Below are 12,782 nucleotides of genomic sequence, written 5' to 3' on the forward strand. Positions count from 1 at the left end.
ATGTTAATTTGCTTTTTCTATTTTGTCAAAGATTAATTTTACACAGAAGCGGAGTTTTCCAATCCATCGGCTCCCTCTTCCTCTTCAGTAGCGTGTTTAGGCAAGGTGAACATATAAAATAATCCAACAAACAATAAGCAGCCCCCTACAAGAAGATGAAGCCCTTCCACCGAAAGGATTTTTTGAAAAGTTAACGCAATCACTCCAAGAGTAATAGATTGAGATAACATCATCAATGGCGTAATCCATCCCTGTACCCTGCCCATCATTTTAGGATCTACAATCCTTGGTAGCCATCCCCCAATTCCAATGTTGACAAAAGGCAGGCCAAGACCAATTAAAGCGGTGAATGCTAAATAGTAATACATATCCGGGCTATATCCACTAGCCACGACAAAAGCACCAGAGACACCTAAACCAATGATGACCATTTGATACAGTTTTAGCTTCTTCGCCATCATCGAGGCAACAATGCTTCCAATTAAAACCGAGATGCCAAATACTACTCCCATTACTATCATGAACTCCTCATAGTCTTTTGGGGCAAGTTTATATTTAAGTATATAGGCCGGCATGACGGAAAGCCCTCCGTTTACAATTCCAAAAACAAAGAAACCAATGATAAGGTAGACCAACAAAGGATTTTTTATAATATAAAGCATTCCATCTTTAAAATCATTCGCTACAAACCTGACATTAAGTTGCGTCCATTTGTGTCGGCCATTCGGCAAGACGACATTCTCCTCTAACTTACACGCACGGATTAGTATCGCACTGACCATATAAGTGACAAAGCATACAAATATAGCACCCTGAAGGCCAACCGTCCAGTAGATAAAAATTCCAAGAGCATTGCCAAACAACATGAACAAACTGCTTGTCATTTGATTTAGTCCTGCTGCCACTGTGTATTCATCCTTTGTAAGGATTCCTTGGATGATCGCAGCCTGGGCAGGATGGAAAAATTTCGATACCGCACTTCTTAAGAATAGTATTGCAAACACAAGCGGCATCCAATCAATATAGATGGCCCCCATCAGCGCCAGAGACAAAATGGCACAAATCACATCGCTGTATACCGCAATCTTCTGTCGATCCATTCTATCTGCAAGTACCCCCACCAAAAAGAAGACAGCAAGTGTCGGCAAAGAATACATTAATTCCGTCAATGCTGCATAGAATGGCTGATCTGTATATCTGTCCAACAAATACAGCATCAACGCGGCGATACCAACGATACTTCCCATTGTAGAAGTAAAAGATGACCAAAACAGCAAACTGTAATTTGGTTTCTTGAAAATAGTAATCATATTTTTCATTATTTGCCCTCCACTATTTATTATCTATCATCAGTGTATCGTCTTTAATAATGGCTGATAACAGACTGCCGGTTCTTTTTCACTCGGTCTAGAGATGGAGATGAAATAAGGAAAATATAAAAAATGCATAAACCAAGTTATATTATTAATAAACATATAGTTGTGTATAGGATGGTCAAAGGAGGTTTTAGATGGACCCATATGACAAGCAGCGGAACATCGAGGAGCTAAAGGAGTTTCAAAATTGGTTTGATTCGAATAAACAAAAAGACCCTTATCCCTTATATCCTAATTATGGAAAAATAACAGAATACCAAGAAATACCCATCAACTTCCCGGAACAGCGGCAGTTACAACAGCCTGGATTGGAAAAATATATGGTACCAAAGCCTATTATTGAAAATCCGCATTATAAAGGCAGCGGGAAGCTGAAAGGAAAGATTGCACTCATTACTGCGGGTGATAGCGGTATAGGTGCAGCGACAGCGATTTCTTATGCAAAAGAAGGTGCAAATCTAGCCATTTCCTATCTTGATGAACATGAAGATGCCAACAGAACAAAAGCAAGAATTGAAGAGCTTGGGCAACAGTGTATCCTAATGCCCGGGGATTTAAGAGTGAAGAAACAATGTGTAGCAATTGTAGAGCAAACAATCCAAGCTTTTGGAAAGTTGGATATTCTGGTGAATCATGTGGGAATACAATTCCAACAACTAAGTTTGCTTGATATAACGGATGAACAGTTTGACGACACCTTCAAGGTGAATATTTATTCCCATTTCTATACAACTAGGGCTGCTTTGCCCTACCTAAAGTCAGGCAGTTCCATCATCAATACCGCCTCCGTAGTCGCTTATGCAGGGGAAAAACAATTGATTGATTATACCGCTACAAAAGCAGCGAACGTCGGGTTTACACGCGCGCTTGCCAATAGTATCGTTGACCAAGGTATCCGCGTTAATGCCGTCGCCCCTGGAAGAACCTGGACACCTCTCATCCCTGCAAGTTTTTCATCAGATCAAGTAGCAGTGTTCGGTGCATATAACCCAATGAATCGCGCGGCTCAACCTTTTGAGTTAGCCCCAACGTATGTTTATCTAGCATCTGATGACTCCCGATTTGTTACAGGGCAAGTGCTACATGTAAATGGTGGAGAGTTTACGGCTTCTTGACCAAAGAGATCCCTTCAAAAAAATGAACAATAGCTAAGGAGTTGATTATTTTGCGTTATGAATTTAACCCTGAAGTCAAACTATTGTTGATTAATCAATCTGATGCAAAAATCCTAATGGTTTACCAGCAAAATAAGTGGCCGATGCCAAAAATCGGACCACACCCTCCTTACTACTCAGACCCGATTTATGAAGCGGAATACCCTATTATTTAGCGCTAAGAATCATAATAAAAGCCCCCTTGATGTAGGGGGCTTTACTAAAAATCAAGCTAATAACTTCTCTAAAACAGTGCTCTCATTTTCGTTCAAGAGGTTCTTTTGAATAATGGCATCTACCTTTTTATTCATATATTGTTCTAATAATTCGGCTTCTCCCTTGTCTCCAACTAAAATTATTTTCTCCCATTGCTTATTCGCTGCTTTTCTATCAAGCTTGCTGCCAAGGCTCTTTACCCACCTCTTCTGATTCGCATGGATGCGATCTTCGTAATGGTCCACCTGGCTCGCCGTTTTAATGGCTCCACTTCCCATACTAGAACTGTGATGTGATGGACCTTGATGCATTCTCCAATCATCTATTTCTAAATCAAATGCCATCGACTGACTTTCTTCAATCAAGCCGAAGATGGATGTAAGAATTTTAATTTCGTTCTTTTGCATAAGAACAAAACCTGTTAAAGGGTATGCCTGATACATTTTTTGAAGCTCATCTAGTACAGGGTATTCTTCCCAATAAAAATTCGTCGGAACGGAAACTTGTAATTCAAACGTCTCCCATAGACCGCTATCTGCAGATGCAAAGATGATCAGCCCTCTCGGCATTTTGCGTTCTTTACTTTCAACATATTTTTCAACATCTTCACGAATGGAACGCAATCTTTCTAATTCTTCCTTACTGCTAGCCCCTATATATTCTTCAAGTCGATTAAACCCGTTCTTTAACGCTATCTTCCATTCGCCACCTTGCTGGTCCCGATGACTACGGTCTGTGTGCAAATATAAGCTTAGTACTTTGTCCGGCTTAATAAATTTCATGTTTGAAAGTTTCTCCATCGTCTTTTGATAGGTCACAAAATCCCTCCATTAAACTTTTGGTTTAATAGTCTTTATCACGAAATTGTATGGTCTAAACATATAAAAACCACCTCCCCCATTTACCAGGGAAGGTGGTTACTGTCAGTCATCGTCATCTCGGTCTTTTTTGCCACGCTCTTTTTCTTTTTTTTCTCTTTTCTTCTCTTCTTTTTTCTCCTTCTCATCTCTTTTCTTTTCATCTTTCTTTCTTGGCTGTTCTTGCTCCTGCTTTTCCTCTTCCTTATTCGCCGAGGCTGTCTTCTTCTGCAGATTTGCTGGAAGATTGAAGGATTCTACTGGCTCTCCTTCTAAAGCTTCACTTACGACCTGCTGAAATACCTTGGCTGAAGGGCTTCCCGCTCCAGAGATGATGGGAAGGACGTTATCAGCAGATTCTTTATCAAAACCAATCCAGAATGCCCCCACAATTTGTGGAGTGAAACCAACAAACCATTGATTGGAAGTGGCGCCATGGTTATTATCAGCTGTTTGAGTGGAACCTGTTTTTCCGGCAACTTCCCGTCCTTCAATAATAGCGTTCTTTCCACTTCCTTCTTCTACAACGCCTTTGAGCATAAAGTTCATTTTTTGAACGGCTTCTTCGGAAAAAACACGTTCTTTTTCTTCCTCAAAAGTAGCCACTTCTTTTCCTGTAACTGTTTCTATCTTAACAATTCCATGCGATTCAATAATTTCCCCGTTGTTTGCATAGACGGAGTACGCTTCGGCCATATGTTTCGGGGAAACGCCATGAAATCCGCCCAATGCTATATTTCCGAGCGTACGGTCTTCTTTTTCATCAACCGGCAAGTATAGCTTTTTGGCTGCGTCCATGCCTTTTTGGATCCCCATATCATATAGCAGGGAAACCGCAGGAATGTTATAAGAATTCAATACTGCATCATACATGGAAACTTCCCCACGGAAGTCCAAAGTGTGATTTTGTGGCTTGTAATCACCAAATTCCGTTGGGGAATCATTTAACATATCATACACATCATAGCCCTCTTCAAGGGCAGGAGTATAAACAAGCAACGGTTTTGCTGTGGATCCAGGCGGCTTCTTAAGCTTAGATGCACGGTTAAAGTCACGGAACTGATAGTCCCGGCCACCTATCATCCCTAGAATGCCACCTGTTTTCGGATCAAGCAGTACGCCACTGCTTTGTGCCACCTCGCCGGACTTACCCGTAGGAAAATTTTCCGGATCTGCATACACTTTTTCAAGAGCTTCCTGCACCTTAGGTTCAAGCGTCGTATAAATGCGGTAGCCACCAGCAAGGAGTTCACTCTCACTGATGCCATACATTTTTTCTGCCTCATCAATAATATAATCCGTAAAGCTTGGGTATTTCCCTTTATGAGGATCCACCTGTCTGGTTTCCAGTTTTAATTCTTCTTGTTTTGCCGCTTCCACTTCTTCTGCTGTAATGAATCCTTGTTGGTGCATTAGTGAGAGCACCAAGTTTCTGCGTTGAATGGAGCGCTCCTCATTATTTAATGGAGAAAGCGCAGATGGAGCTTTGATTAATCCGGCCAAAGTTGCAGATTCTGCAAGTGTAAGGTCTTTTGGATCTTTTGCAAAATAAACCGCAGCTGCGCGTTTAATTCCCCAAGCTCCTTCGCCAAAGTAAATCTGATTTAGATATAAACTGATGATTTGGTCCTTCGAATAAGATTTTTCGACCTTTTTTGCTAAAAAGAATTCGTCTGTTTTACGTTTTAATGTTTTATCATGTGATAAAAAGACGTTTTTGGCCAATTGTTGGGTAATTGTACTTCCACCCTGCACGTAGCCCCCAGCTTTAACATTTGTTGTAAGGGCACGCAGAGTTCCTACAAAGTCAAACCCATCATGCTCATAAAATCGCTGATCTTCTACTGCTACAACCGCCTGCTTCATCACTTCAGGAATTTCGTCAGATGGTACACCTTCTATCTGATTGGAGGTTATCCTGCTAGCGACTTCCCCATCCCTATCATAAAGTACCGATGATTGCGGTAAAGGATCTGTCAGTGCACTGACGTCTCTTGTATTAATATATAATTGCATTCCAAGCAACATAATTAGAGCTAACAAACCTGCAATGAGTAGTACCGCTCTAAAACTGACTTTTCGTTTATACTTACTTGCTCTTTCAGCCATATGAACCCCCTATATGCAACAAAACTAATAATAGTTATTCGAATGCAGTCCCCTCTTTTTTAGGGTGACATGCATAATCAAAGATTGGCCATATTAAAATATGTAAAAGCCATTCTTCTTTGTTGATAATACCATTCCTCAAACTTAAACACTATTACATACCCTTTTTCAACAAAAGCCAACCCTTTTCCCAAATTCGAAATTTTCCGGCTATAAATAGAAGCTTGACGTAAATTCCTCCACCCCACTATAATGGGAAAAATACTCATATTGAACTACTCGTATAATCTTGGAGATATGGTCCATAAGTTTCTACCAAACTACCGTAAAGAGTTTGACTACGAGAATCCCCACCTTCTTATTTTAACTGCATCAATAGTGCAAAAAGATTGAGGGGTATTCTCCATGGTCGAACTCCAAGTTATTGCTTGGAGTTTTATCTATTTTGGAGGGGAAAAACATGACACTTAACTTGAAATCTATGATAAAAGCAGCAGCAAAAAGGACAAAAGCCGACCTCGTTATAAAAAACGGAAGAATAATAGATGTATTTAATTTAGAGATTCTAGAGCAAGATCTTGCGATAAAAGACGGCATGATTATCGGTATAGGTAATTATGATGGGCATGAAGTAATAGATGCTAAAGGAGCATTTATTTGTCCAGGACTAATTGATGGGCATGTTCATATGGAATCCTCCATGATTCATCCCCACTATTTTACCCGGACAATTCTAGCACATGGAGTCACTACCATCATTACCGATCCTCATGAAATTGCAAATGTAAGTGGTACTTCTGGAATTCAGTTCATGTTGGATGCTACAGAAGAATGTCCGGTTGATGTCTTTTTCATGCTACCATCTTGTGTACCTGCTACATCTTTCGAGTACAATGGAGCCACTATCCAGGCACATGACCTTGCTCCATTTTACGAACATGAGAGGGTTATCGGACTGGCAGAAGTGATGGATTTCCCTGCTGTCCGTGATGGCAACGAAGCAATGATTGCAAAATTGACACAAGCATCTCAGCAAAATAAGAAAATTGATGGACACGGCGCAGGCCTTGCTCCTGAAGACTTGAACATCTATGCCTCTGCCAACATAAAAACCGATCACGAATGCGTCACCGCACAAGAAGCAAAAGAAAGACTAAAGCGGGGAATGTACGTCATGATGAGGGAAGGAACTGTCGCAAAAGATATTAGAGCCTTAATTCCTCTTGTAAATGAAAAAAATGCAAGACGCTTTCTACTCTGTACAGACGATAAACACCTTGATGATTTGGTAAATGAGGGTAGTATCGACCATAATATTCGAATCTCCATTCAAGAAGGACTTGACCCTCTGCTAGCTATACAAATTGCGACATTAAATGCCGCAGAGTGTTTTTCTTTAATGGATAGAGGAGCGGTTGCACCAGGGTACCGCGCAGATTTACTATTCATAGAAGACCTTGAAAAGTTCTCTATCAAAGATGTCTATAAGAATGGAAAAAGAATAAAGAACCAGGATCATCAACACTCTCGCATCGTCGTTCCGGAACTTTTAAAGGGTTCTCTAAACATGAAACCTATCCATAAAAGTGATTTGAAAATATGTGTGGAAGCAGACAAACCATGCAACATTATAGAAATCATCCCGAACAGTCTTGTTACCAAGCACATAAAAGAAACCGTGACGACCTATAATGGGCACTTTGTACCCAACCATGATGAAGATCAATTAAAACTCGCAGTGATTGAAAGACATAAGCGTCGTGGGCATATTGGACTTGGAATTGTTAAAGGGTTTCAAATAAAAAATGGAGCAATAGCATCCACTGTAGCACATGATTCTCACAATATTGTTACAGTCGGAACTAACGATGAAGATCTGTTAGTTGCTGTCCAAGCAATCGAACAGATGAAGGGTGGCCTAGTGGTTGTTTGTGAGGAAAAAGTAGTAGCCTCATTGCCACTTGAGATTTCGGGCTTGATGGCCAATATGACGACAAAACAAACTCTTTCGTATTTGAAGGACCTTCATGATGCTCTTCATCTTATTGGCAGCCAGGATAACTTTAATCCTTTTGTGGCGTTATCCTTTTTAAGCCTTCCTGTTATCCCAGAACTGAAGTTGACGGATACTGGACTTTTTGATGTAACAAAGTTCGAGCATATTACCATTCAAGCAAAGTAGAGGTTTTCCACATCTTCTCTGTAGTTTTAAAAGTTATTGCTTAGGGTATTTAATTTATAACAATAAACTTACTTAAAACGATGAAAAAGGAGCAGATAAAAATGGAAACTTTCAATAATATTTTAATTGCTTATGACGGTTCCAAGAGCAGTTTGAAAGCAGTACAGATGGGGATAGAAATGAAGAAAAGGCTTCACTCACGCATTACCATTATACATGTCCTTGAGGAAACATCTGTAAATGTTCCGATACCGGCTACAAGACCTGACACTCTTCCTGCTGGTGGAATGGGCAATGTAGACGGTTTGAACATTTATACAAGTAATGTAAAAGATACGGTGCCGAGTAAACAGCGAGTTGCTACAGCTGAAAATGATGAAATAACTCAGTCATTAAATGAAGTTCATGCACTTTTATCTCAAGAACGAATTGAAGCTCCAGTAGAGGTCATGCAAGGAGACCCAGCCAAAACAATCTGCAATTTTGCCGACACACAAGGAAACGACCTCATCATTATAGGTAGCAGGGGTCTTGGAGGATTAAAGAAATTAATTCTGGGAAGTGTAAGCGATAAAGTTACAAACACCGCTAACTGCCCCGTGTTAATAGCAAAATAATAACAAAACTAATCAGGTTTCCTTATTGGAAGCCTGATATTTTTTTTGGCCATTATTCATCCAAAAACCATCTTTTGTTTCACCATCCTCTGGGCGCCTGCATACCGTATAGAGAATTGAATAGAAGGGAGCAATCCTATGTATCCTTATCGTCAACTTAGTTTTCCACCATTCGGACCGCCTCCCGGTGGTGGGCAAGGGCCTGGTTTTGGACCACCTTCTGGAGGACCACCTGGATTTGGACCACCTGGAGGGCCTGGGGGAGGACCTGGGGGAGGACCCGGAAGCGGACCACCATCCGGACCGCCGCCATCTACTCCACCACCTCCAACTGCCAGCTTCGGTGCCCCTGGTGGACCTACTGCTTTAGCAGTGGATCCGGGTGCATTTTATGGATGTTTATATCGTTTTACATGGGTAAGGTTAAATAATGGGGAGCAATTCTGGTTCTATCCTACATTTATCGGAAGAAGATCTGTCGCTGGTTATCGTTGGTTCTTCTTTACTTGGATGTACTTCGGAATAGACTCTAATCGAATTCGTTCTTTCCAATGCGTGTAGAAGATTTTAAAGAGCGAGTCCAGACATAAAAGTAAGCAAATGGAAACACACCACAGACCAACTGTGGTGTGTTTCATTACCCTTGTATTTTCTTTGCTTCAATGTTCACTTCTTCGTCATTTTCCTTCATTTTGTTTATCATGTTGTGAAAAGCACTCCACTTTGATAACTTATCAATGGCTTCTTTTTCAGATTTCACACCTGTAACCTTGAAAGAATTATCGTTGACTGACACCTCATAAGCAGGCTGAGCAGCTTTTTGCGCTTTTCTATTTTTCTCGCGCTCCATATGGCTATTAATTCTTTTTGTACTCAAGATAATACCTCCTTACTGTAATCTCTAGTTGTGAGTTGATGTGTATTGATCTGAGCTCCTTGTCGTGAGGCTGCTAAACGAATGGTTTTACCTTTGGCTCTGTGCTCGGTTTGTGATTTAAAAAGAGCCTGCCTCTTCTCCAACTTGTCTTTCAACCTCTTATTCACATCAATTCCTCCCTCATCTCTTAGCTTTTAAATACCCTCTCCATTCAAAAATAAAACTAATTGATTTAGTAGGATACTTAACATATAATATGATTTATCGCCAACCTAACGAACGGTAGGTAGTTTTATTTTTCAGGAGGTATAACATGTCATTTTCTACTTCGGAGCTTATCAAGCAGCATGCACTCCAACTTTTTGCTCAGAAAGGGTATTATGGGACATCTTTAAATGATGTGGCATCATTAGTTGGTATTAAGAAACCCTCTTTGTATGCTCATTTTAAAAATAAAGATGATTTATATATGACCATCCTTCAAGAACTGATGGAGACGTTTATGGACAGAGTCGCTATTGATTCACTAGAGATTCAATCAAGTTCTACAAAACCATTGTTGAAGCGTCTATTAATTAACATGATAGATTTCTGGAAGGACGAAACACTGGGTTTATTGTATAAACGCACCCTACTTTTCCCTGAAGAAAAATTTCGGTCATCAATACATGAACATTTTCTACAAACAGAGACTTATACGACTGATATTTTGTCTAAAATTTTCAGCAAAGGACTAGACAAAGGTGAAATCCCACCACAACCGTTAGAACCTCTTATTGACGCATATTACTGCTTGATTGATGGATTGTTTGTACAACGGTTCTTTTATACAAGTTCTGACTTTGACAAGAAAGCAGAACATGCATTTGAACATTACTGGAAAGCAACGGAGATAGGAGGAAAATAGAAATGCAATGGATGTATATTTTTATCGCAGGTCTATTGGAAATTATCTGGGTTATTGGATTAAGGTATTCGGAAGGCTTTACGGTTCTAGTGCCTAGTATAATAACTCTAATTACATTGGCAATCAGTTTTTATTTGTTTTCTAAGTCTTTAAAGTTCTTGCCAATAGGAACGGCATATGCCATTTTCACAGGTCTTGGTGCAGCAGGAACTGCAATTGTAGGGATATTATATTTTCAAGAATCAGCAAGTCCTTCCAAACTGTTTTTTCTGAGTCTTATGCTGATTGGAATCATTGGATTAAAAATGACAACTTCTGATGATACAAAGGAAACAGAAGTCCTAGAGGAGGGGGAATAAAATGGCTTGGATCTTCCTTATCATAGCTGGAATTTGTGAAATCGGAGCAGTGGCATCTCTTAAATTAGCAGAAGGCTTCAAAAAGCTTGTCCCTTCCATATGTTTTGTAGTAATTGGATTGTCTAGTTTCTACTTTCTGTCCCTTGCCTTGAAAGAAATACCTATGGGCACTGCTTATGCTGTCTGGACAGGCATCGGTTCTGCGGGGAGTGTAGCCCTTGGGATGATTTTCTTTCAAGAATCAAAAGACAGAATCCGAATCTTTTTGCTATCACTAATAATAATCGGTGTAATCGGCCTGAAAATCTCACAATAAAAAAAGCTGCCCAGTCCTTTACAGCATAATATATTAGTTAGTAGTTAATCGCCGCTGTTTCTTTCCGCAAATGGCTTCACTTTCCGCGGGACGGTGCTAGAGCCTCCCAATGCTTCAGGGGTCTCAACCTACCGTTACTCCCCCGCTGGAGTCTACGCCATTTGCTCCAATCCACAGCTGAAAATTGCGTAAATGTTAAGTTAATGCTTATTCAGTCACAGGATTGCATTGCAAAAACCCTTCAATAAATGAAGCTACCTTGTTGATTGGAGTGGAAGGCGCGCAGACGCCCGCGGGAGGAAGGGACAGGTGAGACCCCGGAAGGCGAAGCCTGAAGGAGGCTCACGGACCGCCCGCAGGCAAGCGAAGCGCCTGGAACGGAAATCAACAAAATTTTATACTTACTCATCTTCAATAAGAAAAAGCCATTCCAGATATACAATCCGGAATGGCTTTCGATTTATATTCTTTGTTCCTCTGGTAGTTTAACTTCCCCATCTTCAGATCTTGCAACTATATAAGCACATGCTGCATCACCTGTGATATTAACTGCTGTTCTAGTCATATCAAGTAGTCGGTCAATTCCTAGTATTAAGGCAATTCCTTCAACCGGAAGGCCAACCTGCCCTAGCACCATGGCAAGCAGGATAAATCCTACTCCCGGAACACCTGCTGTTCCGATACTAGCAACAACAGCCAAACCTACGACAGTCAGAAGTTGCGTCAAACTTAAGTCAATTCCGTATACTTGAGCAATAAATACCGTGGCAACACCCTGCATGATTGCTGTTCCATCCATATTTATAGTGGCGCCTAGCGGTTGTACGAAACTACTGATCCTCTTTGGAACTCCAAGATTTTCTTGTGCGACATCCATGGACATCGGTAAGGTTGCATTACTGCTTGATGTACTGAAAGCAACACTCATTGCAGGAATAAAACGCTTGAAGAACGTAATTGGATTGATTCTCCCCAAGAAGAATAAAGCACTACCGTATGTGATAAAGAAATGTAAAAATAAAGCTAAAATAACGACTAAAAAGTATGCCCCCATAGCCTTAATAGCATCTAAGCCAAGTCCGCCAACGGCTGAAGCAATTAAACCAAATGCCCCATATGGAGCTGTTTTTATTATGATATTTACAAGCAGCATGACAATATCATTTGCTTGTTCAAGTAGGGTTTTGACCTTTCCTGCCTTTTCCCCCAATGCATTTATCGCAAAGCCAAGCAATACGGAGAATGAAATAATTTGCAGCATTTCACCTTCTGCCATTGCTTTGATCGGGTTTGTAGGAATAATGTTTAATAGTGTTTCCATAACCGGAGGAGCTTTTTCCGGTGTATCTTCTTCAGCTAGTTCGTCAACCAACATACTCTCAAAATCACCAGCAAGTCCAGGTTGAATAACCGAGGCAAGTGTTAGACCTATTGTTATGGCAATACATGTAGTAATCATGAAAAACAAAATAGTTTTAAGACCAATACTTCCAAGCTTTTTTGTATCCCCTAGTCCGACTACTCCCAGTGTAATGGAGATGAGTACGATTGGAACAACAAGCATTGTAATGAGGTTTAGAAAGATTTTCCCTAGTGGTTGAAATAAATATGTATCTAATGGATCGAATAAGGACGGTGCATAAACATTCAAGGCAAGGCCAACTAAAATACCTAATATAAGACCGATAATTATTTTTTTCGTCAATGTCATTTTCACATTGAAATCCTCCCTTTTGTAATACTAGTATAATTTCTCTTTTCGGATTTCGGTGTTTCTTTCTTTCATTCGACAAAAGGCGACTTTTTTCATTC

At 40.3% G+C, this 12,782-nt stretch carries 14 protein-coding genes and 1 riboswitch; of the genes, 8 read left to right on the forward strand and 6 right to left on the reverse strand.

The window, feature by feature from the left end; all coding sequences use genetic code 11:
• Nucleotides 1–38: 38 nt before the first annotated feature.
• Nucleotides 39–1,319 (reverse strand): MFS transporter, encoded by a 1,281-nt coding sequence (locus M313_RS0118160; RefSeq protein WP_010198543.1) that lies wholly within the window; start codon nucleotides 1,317–1,319, stop codon nucleotides 39–41.
• Nucleotides 1,320–1,510: 191 nt separating this feature from the next.
• Between M313_RS0118160 and M313_RS0118165 the strand changes: the two genes are divergently transcribed.
• Both M313_RS0118165 and M313_RS26180 read left to right on the forward strand, forming a co-directional pair.
• Nucleotides 1,511–2,491 carry an SDR family oxidoreductase gene (locus M313_RS0118165; protein ID WP_010198547.1) on the forward strand — a complete coding sequence of 327 codons (981 nt, stop codon included), beginning with the start codon at nucleotides 1,511–1,513 and terminating at the stop codon, nucleotides 2,489–2,491.
• Nucleotides 2,492–2,541: 50 nt separating this feature from the next.
• Entirely contained in the window at nucleotides 2,542–2,706 is a 165-nt protein-coding gene (locus M313_RS26180) for a hypothetical protein (RefSeq protein ID WP_010198550.1), read from the forward strand.
• A 51-nt stretch (nucleotides 2,707–2,757) separates the two neighbouring features.
• Here M313_RS26180 and M313_RS0118175 read toward each other — a convergent pair whose 3' ends face one another.
• Together M313_RS0118175 and M313_RS0118180 are read right to left on the reverse strand one after the other, a co-directional pair.
• A complete protein-coding gene (locus M313_RS0118175) occupies nucleotides 2,758–3,564 on the reverse strand; it encodes a VLRF1 family aeRF1-type release factor (protein WP_010198551.1) in 807 nt (268 codons plus the stop codon).
• Nucleotides 3,565–3,669: 105 nt separating this feature from the next.
• On the reverse strand, nucleotides 3,670–5,712 hold the full coding sequence (locus tag M313_RS0118180) for a transglycosylase domain-containing protein (RefSeq protein WP_010198552.1): 2,043 nt from the start codon (nucleotides 5,710–5,712) through the stop codon (nucleotides 3,670–3,672).
• 259 nt (nucleotides 5,713–5,971) lie between these two features.
• Nucleotides 5,972–6,073: riboswitch (purine riboswitch) on the forward strand.
• 99 nt (nucleotides 6,074–6,172) lie between these two features.
• On the opposite strand from M313_RS0118180, the gene ade reads away from it, so the two are divergent.
• The 3 genes from ade (at nucleotide 6,173) to M313_RS0118200 (ending at nucleotide 9,072) form a co-directional block, all read left to right on the forward strand.
• On the forward strand, nucleotides 6,173–7,894 hold the full coding sequence (gene ade / locus M313_RS0118190; protein WP_010198554.1) for an adenine deaminase: 1,722 nt from the start codon (nucleotides 6,173–6,175) through the stop codon (nucleotides 7,892–7,894).
• A gap of 101 nt (nucleotides 7,895–7,995) precedes the next feature.
• Entirely contained in the window at nucleotides 7,996–8,511 is a 516-nt protein-coding gene (locus M313_RS0118195) for a universal stress protein (protein ID WP_010198555.1), read from the forward strand.
• 138 nt (nucleotides 8,512–8,649) lie between these two features.
• Nucleotides 8,650–9,072, forward strand: coding sequence for a hypothetical protein (locus tag M313_RS0118200; RefSeq protein ID WP_010198556.1), 423 nt, complete (start codon nucleotides 8,650–8,652; stop codon nucleotides 9,070–9,072).
• A 76-nt stretch (nucleotides 9,073–9,148) separates the two neighbouring features.
• On the opposite strand, the gene M313_RS0118205 is transcribed toward M313_RS0118200, so the two are convergent.
• Complete coding sequence (locus M313_RS0118205) at nucleotides 9,149–9,388, reverse strand: hypothetical protein (RefSeq protein ID WP_010198557.1); 240 nt, start codon at nucleotides 9,386–9,388, stop codon at nucleotides 9,149–9,151.
• Nucleotides 9,385–9,555 (reverse strand): hypothetical protein, encoded by a 171-nt coding sequence (locus M313_RS25945; protein WP_010198558.1) that lies wholly within the window; start codon nucleotides 9,553–9,555, stop codon nucleotides 9,385–9,387. Before M313_RS25945 ends, M313_RS0118205 begins: the two co-directional genes overlap by 4 nt.
• Before the next feature lie 146 nt (nucleotides 9,556–9,701).
• On the opposite strand from M313_RS25945, the gene M313_RS0118215 reads away from it, so the two are divergent.
• The 3 genes from M313_RS0118215 to M313_RS0118225 are packed head-to-tail and all read left to right on the forward strand — an operon-like array spanning nucleotide 9,702 to nucleotide 10,970.
• On the forward strand, nucleotides 9,702–10,295 hold the full coding sequence (locus M313_RS0118215; RefSeq protein WP_010198559.1) for a TetR/AcrR family transcriptional regulator: 594 nt from the start codon (nucleotides 9,702–9,704) through the stop codon (nucleotides 10,293–10,295).
• Between the two features lie 2 nt (nucleotides 10,296–10,297).
• Nucleotides 10,298–10,654 (forward strand): DMT family transporter, encoded by a 357-nt coding sequence (locus M313_RS0118220; protein WP_010198560.1) that lies wholly within the window; start codon nucleotides 10,298–10,300, stop codon nucleotides 10,652–10,654.
• Nucleotide 10,655: 1 nt separating this feature from the next.
• Nucleotides 10,656–10,970, forward strand: a complete 315-nt coding sequence (locus tag M313_RS0118225; protein ID WP_010198561.1) for a DMT family transporter — start codon at nucleotides 10,656–10,658, stop codon at nucleotides 10,968–10,970.
• A gap of 460 nt (nucleotides 10,971–11,430) precedes the next feature.
• Here M313_RS0118225 and M313_RS0118230 read toward each other — a convergent pair whose 3' ends face one another.
• Nucleotides 11,431–12,681 carry a dicarboxylate/amino acid:cation symporter gene (locus M313_RS0118230; protein WP_029326589.1) on the reverse strand — a complete coding sequence of 417 codons (1,251 nt, stop codon included), beginning with the start codon at nucleotides 12,679–12,681 and terminating at the stop codon, nucleotides 11,431–11,433.
• Between the last annotated feature and the right edge of the window lie 101 nt (nucleotides 12,682–12,782).

This window comes from Bacillus sp. m3-13 (assembly GCF_000175075.1).
Taxonomy (GTDB): domain Bacteria; phylum Bacillota; class Bacilli; order Bacillales; family Bacillaceae_I; genus Sutcliffiella_A; species Sutcliffiella_A horikoshii_C.